We start from the raw sequence: 6,120 nt of genomic DNA, 5'->3' as shown, positions 1-6,120 counted from the left end.
GGTCGACGCCGGGCCGCCGCGCAGCGCCTGCTCCGCCCGCAGCGCCCGCCACGGCTTGGCGGCCACGCCGCCGAGCGCGATCCGGACGTCGGCGACCCGGCCGTCCGTGACGGACAGCGCCGCCGCGACGGAGACCAGCGCGAAGGCGAACGAGGCGCGGTCGCGGACCTTGCGGTACACGGAGCCGCGGAGCAGTTCCCGCGCGGGCAGCTCGACGCCCGTGATCAGCTCGCCGTGCTGCAACACGGTCTCCAGATCCGGCCGTTCGCCCGGCAGGCGGTGCAGCTCGGCGACCGGGAGGACGCGCGTGCCGTCCGCGCCCCGGACGTGGACGGTGGCGTCGCAGGCGGCGAGGGCCACGGCGAAGTCGGAGGGGTGGGTGGCGACACAGTGCTCGGAGCGGCCGAGTACGGCGAGGTTGCGGTGGTCCCCGGTCAGCGCGGGGCAGCCGGTGCCGGGTTCGCGCTTGTTGCAGGGCTTGGCGGGGTCCTGGAAGTACCCGCAGCGGGTGCGCTGCAGCAGGTTCCCCCCGACGGTGGCGGCGTTGCGCAGCTGGCCCGAGGCGCCGGAGAGCAGCGCCTGGGCGACGGCGGGCCAGGACTCGCGCACCCGCCGGTCGGCGGCCAGGTCGCTGTTGCGGACCTCCCCACCCACCAACAGACCGCCGTCGCTTGCCTGTTCGATGCGGTCGAGCGGCAGGCCGGAGACGTCCACCAGGGTCCCCGGGGCCTCGACGCCGAGCCGCATCAGGTCCACCAGGTTGGTGCCGCCCCCGAGGTAGCGGGCGTCCGGGTCGGCCGCGACCAGCGCCACGGCCTGCTGCGGGTCCTGGGCCCGCACGTAGCGGAACGGCCTCATCCGGCCACCTCCCGGATCGCGGCGACGATGCCGTCGTACGCGCCGCAGCGGCACAGGTTGCCGCTCATGCGCTCGCGGATCTCCGCTTCGGTGAGCTCGATCGGCCCCTCGTGGCGGGGATCGGTCACGAAGCTGGGCCGCCCGCGGGCGACCTCGCCGAGCATGCCCACCGCCGAGCAGAGCTGTCCCGGTGTGCAGAAGCCGCACTGGAAGCCGTCATGGGCGGTGAAGGCGGACTGCAGCCGGTGCGGGGCGCCGTGGCCGGCCAGGCCTTCGACGGTGGTGACCGAACTGCCGTCGGCGGTCGCGGCCAGGACCAGGCAGGCCACCACCCGTCGGCCGTCGAGCAGCACCGTGCAGGCGCCGCACTGGCCGTGGTCGCAGCCCTTCTTGCTCCCCGTCAGGGCCAGGTCGTCGCGCAGCAGGTCGAGCAGCGATCTGCGGTTGTCCACCCGCAGCCGGACCTCCTGGCCGTTGACGACCAGCCGCACCTCCGACGTCGTGGACTCCGTGCCCATCCGCGCACCTCCCGCTGGTGTCCTGCGAGGCGATGCGGCGACTACCCAGCCACGGCCGGGAGATGCGTCGTCGGCGGCGCAGCGGGTAGCGGCCCCCTATGGCCGAGCACGAGAGCACCGAGCGGATGGCGATCACGGACGAGGGCGACCACGAGTACCTGGTCGAGGTGCGCGGACGCCCCGGCGAGGCGGAGTCGCGGGCGCAGACCCGGGTCCGGGTCCCCACGGAGCTGCTGGAGCAGCTGCCGAGGGCGGGCGGGGACACGGAGGCCGTGGTGGCCGCGACCGTGGACTGGCTGCTGGAACGCCAGCAGGCGGCGGATCTGCCGCCGTTCCTGGACCTCGACGATGTCGTGGCCGGGTACGACGGCTTCCTGGACGGGCTGCGAGCCCGGCTGGCCCGGAGCGGGTGACCCGCTCGGCCGGCCGGACGCTCAGATCCCGGAGGAGGACGGGAACCCGGCGCCGGGCCAGGGGCGGCGGAAGTCGAACTGCATGGCCCGGCGGACCTCCTCCTGCAGCTGCTCGGCGGTGCGGCGGACCTCCGCCGGGACGTCGCCGCGCTCACGCACGAGGCGGTCGTAGATGGGCTGGGCGGACCCGAAGGCGGAGGAGTACACGTGCGACCGGCTTCCGTGACTGGACGGGGGGAGGAGCAACTCCCGTGCGGAGCAACGGGACTGACCGTGCGCCAAATCGTACACGCCTGCGGCGCCGGCCCACCCGCTCCGCGGTCCCCCGCGGACGCCCCCATTCACCCACCTGCCCTCCCGCACCTCACCCCCTCCGGGCCCTCGGCCCGGTCGCCGGGTCCGGGCCCGCAGGCCTCCGGCCTTGGCCCTGCGCCTGGTCGGGCCCTGGCCGGCTCCTTCGGCCCGGCTGCAGGCCTCCGGCCCGGGACTTGGGCCCGGGGCTTGCAGCGTCCGCGCTGGCGCTGGTGACGGCCCGGGCCTCGGCCGGTGCTTGCGGCCCTGCAGACGGCTCGCCTCAGGTCCGGGCCGGGGTGGTGGCCGCGAGGAGTTCCGGGCGGGTGATCAGGCGTTCATGGGTGCCCAGGTGGGTGCAGGCGAAGGCGCCGGAGGTCTGGCCGGCCTGGACGCAGTCGTCCAGGGGGCGGCCGTCCAGCCAGGTGGCGACGAAGGCGGTGACGAAGGCGTCCCCCGCACCGTTGGTGTCGACGACCGGGCCCGGGGCCGTCTGCGCCGGGAAGTGGCGGGCCTCGGGCTCGTCGCGGGTGGCGGCCCAGCAGCCGTCCGCGCCGTCCGTGGCCACGGCGATGCGGGCCCGGCCCTGCTCCAGGACGCGGCGCAGCAGGGCCGGGGCGCCGGCGGCACCCACCGTCGCGGCGCTCATGAAGACCAGGTCCGCGCCGTAGGCATAGGTCTTCGCCCAGTCGGCCTCCCCGTCCCACGCGTGCACGTCCGTCGAGACGGCGAGACCCGCCGCGCGCACGTCGTCGAGAAGGTCCTGGGCGACGCCGGGGCCCGAGACGTGCACATGGCGCGCGAGGGCGAGGTACGGGCGGTAGAACTCCGGCGGCAGCCGCAGGTCCGCCGGGTGGCGGCCGTCGTAGAAGGAGAAGCGCCTGCCCTGGCGGTCCACGAGGTTGACGCTGCGTGGCGTGCCGGCGGGCGCGGGCAGGTGGCTGAAGTCCAGTCCGGCCGCGGTGTACCGGGCTCGGACCAGGTCGCCGTGCTCGTCCTCGCCGATGAAGTCGAGGAACTTGGTGGCCAGGCCCAGCGCGTGGAAGCCGAGCGCCACCCCGGTCCCGGTGTGGGCGACGTAGTCGCGGATGGGCGGGACGGACGTGGAGTCGCTTGCGGGGATGGCGAGTTCGTCGACGCGGACGATGGTGTCCACGCCGGAGCCGCCGATCACCAGCACGTCGTAGGCAGGCGTCATGCCGTGCATGATCGCAAGTTGCAGAAAGATGTTGCAAGGCCCCCGCCCGCCGCTCCGCCCGACTCGTCCGCCCCGCCGCCGCGACATGCGGTTAGTCGACCGTCAGCGGGAACGGTCCCGCCAGCACCGAGTAGCCGTCGTCGGCCAGGTAGTACACCTGGTAGCTGCCCGGGCCGTTCAGGCTGCCCGTCGAGAAGGTGACCGCGCCGCTCGCGTTCGGCGCGTACGACCAGGCGAGCGAGGCCTTCTGACCAGGCGTCACTCCCGCCGGGTAGATGCCCACCCAGTTCTTCGCGCTGACCTGGGCCACGCTGGGCACCGCGTAGCGGAAGGTGACCAGCCCGCCGCTCGCCACGGCCGGGGTGCCGGACGTGAGTACGGGCGCGGTCGGCCTCGCGGGCGCGAAGGCCGCGTTGAGCGGGGTGGCGTACGCGTCGTTGGCGGTGATCGGCGGCAGGCCGAGGGCGTCCTCGATGGTGCGGCCCAGGCTGTAGTGGTCGTAGCGGACATTGCTGCTCGTGCCTGCCGGGACCGTCCCCTGCGAGCCGACGGCGAGCGTCAGCACGTGGTTGCCGGCCTCGCTGCTGTCCTCGTCCCAGGTGAGCAGGAGCAGCGACTTCTGCGTGGTCCACGCGGGGGAGGAGAGGACCGGGGCAAGGGTCTGCTGGAGCCAGCCGTCCTGGGTGCGGAGGCTGGCCGCGCTGCCGTTGCCGGAGGCCTCGCCGTCGTAGTAGTCGTCGGCGGCTATCCAGGAGAAGGCCGGGGTGGTCGTGGCGGAGCGCAGGTCCGTGGTCAGCTGGGTGGTGTCGAACAGGTGGGCCGCGCAGCGGGCCTGGTTGCCGCTGATGTCGGTGTAGTTGACGAAGGGCGCGTCGTCCGGCTCGTAGTAGCTGTCACTGCTCTTGCCGAGGTTGCAGGGCGTGCCCATGCCCTGCTCGTAGGCCTTCCAGCTGCGCCCGGCGGCTTCGAGGGCGTCGCCCAGGTTGCGGCCCGGGTCGTTGATGTTCGGGAAGTAGACCGCGCCCTTGGCGTAGGTGTCACCGCCCGCGACGGCGAGGTAGTTCTCGTCGCTCGGGTGGTAGACCGCGTGGTCGTCCGTGAACGTGGTGCCCTGGGACATGAGTTGGTGCAAGTACGGCGTGTCCGCGGGGTCGTTCATGACCTCGGAGTAGTCGGTGTTCTCCATCATCACCGTGAACACGTGGTCGAAGCCGGGCACCTGGGAGGGCGGCGGGGTGAGCGCGGCGGCGGCGACCGGGGTGGACAGGGTGAGCGAGAGGTCGTCCAGATAGCCCGTCTCGCTCGAGGTGGACAGGAACTGGACCTGGACCTGGATCGACCGGGTCCCGGCGGGAACCGCGCCGGTCGCGCTGCGGGAGAGGAACTCCGTGGTCAGCGAGCGGTCGGTGGCCGAGACCGTGGGCAGCTTCGCCGCGCCGAGCGCCTGACCCGCGCCCCCGCGGAACTGCAGCGAGACGGCGACGTAGCCGGAGTACGCACCCCAACCGCCTTCCCAGCCGGAGAGGTTGAAGGAGACCCCACCGCCGTCGATCGCGCCCGCGGCGGAGGAGACGTCGACGGTCTGCGTCATCAGACCGTCGCCCTGGTTGCCCGGGGCGAAGAAGCCCTTGCCGGGCGTGCCGCCGCCGGAGGGGTAGCCGAAGCTCCCGGCGCTCTGGCACACGACGTCCGGGCTGCCGGACTCCACCGTCCAGCCGGGGACGGTGGTGGCGGCGTTCCAGTCGGAGGTGCAGAAGCCGCTCTCCGCATCGCCGTTGACGATCAGGTTGCCGCTGGTGGCGGCGGCTTGGGCCGGCGTGGGGCCGGCCAGCAGCAGAGCGCCCAGGAGGGCGCCGGTGGCGGTCAGGGCGCTGCCGAAGGGTGTGGCGCGCAGTCGCATGGATGACCTCATCCCGTAGGGTTTGCCTCGGTCGGGCATGGACAGGTCATTCGTAGTGGCCGAGGGCGGATTCCGGAAGAACGCACAGCCAACGCCCAGTGACGCACGCGCCCCAATTGGGGTGCACTTGTTCGGACAAGACGGAGCATCAGGCGCTGCGCGCCGGTGGCTGCGCCCGAGTCGTACACCCGAGGTGGGGAAGCGCTGGGCGGATCATGGCCGGATCTGGCCGGTGCCGCCACCTTGGGGAGAAATAGCAGGTCAGAGCCGATATCGGGGCTATGACGGGGGTGGAATCGCATGTTTCGCCCGGAGTGCCGGACCATGGGAGGCGTAGCGACGCCGAGTGCAGCGGGAGGCCGAGATGGCGTGGGCATCGTGGACGACGGTCGGCATCTTCGCCGGCCCCGGTGGGGTCAGGACCGAGGAGATCGGCATCATCTCCGGCGAGGTGAGTGTGCACACCACCTGGGCGGACGGGCAGGCGGAGTTCGCCGTGCAGTACAGCGGCTCCTCGGACTGGTTCACGCTCTACGGCAGCCCGGTGGCCTGCCCCGGCGAGGAGGAGAGCCGCGAACTGCACCAGCTCGTGGTGGACGCGGTACGGGCCGGAGGCGGCGCCACGGCGCCGGGCGCCGGGCCGATCGTCCCGGCGGCCTGAGGCGGCGGACCCGGAAGGTCTCAGCCCAGGCAGAGAACCAGCAGCCGCAGCGCGCAGTCGGCCCCGGCCGTGGGCGTGCCGGACCCGTCGGCAGGCCGGCTGGGCGCAGCGGTCGGTGTGGCCGGCGGAGCCGAGGTGGGCGGGGCGGACGGGGCGAGCCCGCCGGTTCCGGTTGTCGTGGGGGCGCTGGGCGCCGCCGTCGAGGTGGTTCCCCGGCCGGCGGTCGGCGCCACGGGTTCCGGAGGTGCCCCCCGATGCGGCGCGGACGAGGACGCGGGCGG

7 protein-coding genes are annotated in these 6,120 nt (G+C 73.6%); 2 read left to right on the top strand and 5 right to left on the bottom strand.

Going from position 1 to position 6,120, the window contains the following annotated elements; translation table 11 throughout:
* Both ACFP3V_RS30005 and ACFP3V_RS30000 read right to left on the bottom strand, forming a co-directional pair.
* A partial coding sequence (locus ACFP3V_RS30005; RefSeq protein ID WP_380590357.1) for an FAD binding domain-containing protein occupies positions 1 to 858 on the bottom strand: 858 nt, incomplete at its 3' end.
* Positions 855 to 1,376 carry a 2Fe-2S iron-sulfur cluster-binding protein gene (locus ACFP3V_RS30000; RefSeq protein WP_380590354.1) on the bottom strand — a complete coding sequence of 174 codons (522 nt, stop codon included), beginning with the start codon at positions 1,374 to 1,376 and terminating at the stop codon, positions 855 to 857. The genes ACFP3V_RS30005 and ACFP3V_RS30000, both read right to left, overlap by 4 nt.
* Positions 1,377 to 1,474: 98 nt before the next feature.
* Between ACFP3V_RS30000 and ACFP3V_RS29995 the strand changes: the two genes are divergently transcribed.
* The gene (locus tag ACFP3V_RS29995) at positions 1,475 to 1,789 is read left to right on the top strand and encodes a hypothetical protein (protein ID WP_380590351.1); all 315 of its coding nucleotides are present in this window, start codon (positions 1,475 to 1,477) and stop codon (positions 1,787 to 1,789) included.
* Positions 1,790 to 1,810: 21 nt separating this feature from the next.
* On the opposite strand, the gene ACFP3V_RS29990 is transcribed toward ACFP3V_RS29995, so the two are convergent.
* The 3 genes from ACFP3V_RS29990 to ACFP3V_RS29980 form a co-directional block, all read right to left on the bottom strand.
* Positions 1,811 to 1,996, bottom strand: coding sequence for a hypothetical protein (locus ACFP3V_RS29990; protein WP_380590348.1), 186 nt, complete (start codon positions 1,994 to 1,996; stop codon positions 1,811 to 1,813).
* Between the two features lie 367 nt (positions 1,997 to 2,363).
* Entirely contained in the window at positions 2,364 to 3,278 is a 915-nt protein-coding gene (locus tag ACFP3V_RS29985) for a carbohydrate kinase family protein (RefSeq protein WP_380590345.1), read from the bottom strand.
* Positions 3,279 to 3,369: 91 nt separating this feature from the next.
* Positions 3,370 to 5,178, bottom strand: coding sequence for an alkaline phosphatase family protein (locus ACFP3V_RS29980; RefSeq protein ID WP_380590342.1), 1,809 nt, complete (start codon positions 5,176 to 5,178; stop codon positions 3,370 to 3,372).
* Between the two features lie 364 nt (positions 5,179 to 5,542).
* On the opposite strand from ACFP3V_RS29980, the gene ACFP3V_RS29975 reads away from it, so the two are divergent.
* Positions 5,543 to 5,839 (top strand): hypothetical protein, encoded by a 297-nt coding sequence (locus ACFP3V_RS29975; RefSeq protein WP_380590339.1) that lies wholly within the window; start codon positions 5,543 to 5,545, stop codon positions 5,837 to 5,839.
* Positions 5,840 to 6,120 lie beyond the last annotated feature (281 nt).

This window comes from Streptacidiphilus monticola (assembly GCF_042658505.1).
In the GTDB taxonomy this organism is placed as follows: domain Bacteria; phylum Actinomycetota; class Actinomycetes; order Streptomycetales; family Streptomycetaceae; genus Streptacidiphilus; species Streptacidiphilus monticola.
This window is presented reverse-complemented; position numbering and strand designations above follow the sequence as displayed.

What these genes read in the sequence shown, in the direction of transcription:
- ACFP3V_RS30000 (WP_380590354.1), bottom strand. Translation starts at nt 1,376, where the DNA reads ATGGGCACGGAGTCCACGACGTCGGAGGTGCGGCTGGTCGTCAACGGC.
- ACFP3V_RS29995 (WP_380590351.1), top strand. Translation starts at nt 1,475, where the DNA reads ATGGCCGAGCACGAGAGCACCGAGCGGATGGCGATCACGGACGAGGGC.
- ACFP3V_RS29985 (WP_380590345.1), bottom strand. Translation starts at nt 3,278, where the DNA reads ATGACGCCTGCCTACGACGTGCTGGTGATCGGCGGCTCCGGCGTGGAC.
- ACFP3V_RS29980 (WP_380590342.1), bottom strand. Translation starts at nt 5,178, where the DNA reads ATGCGACTGCGCGCCACACCCTTCGGCAGCGCCCTGACCGCCACCGGC.
- ACFP3V_RS29975 (WP_380590339.1), top strand. Translation starts at nt 5,543, where the DNA reads ATGGCGTGGGCATCGTGGACGACGGTCGGCATCTTCGCCGGCCCCGGT.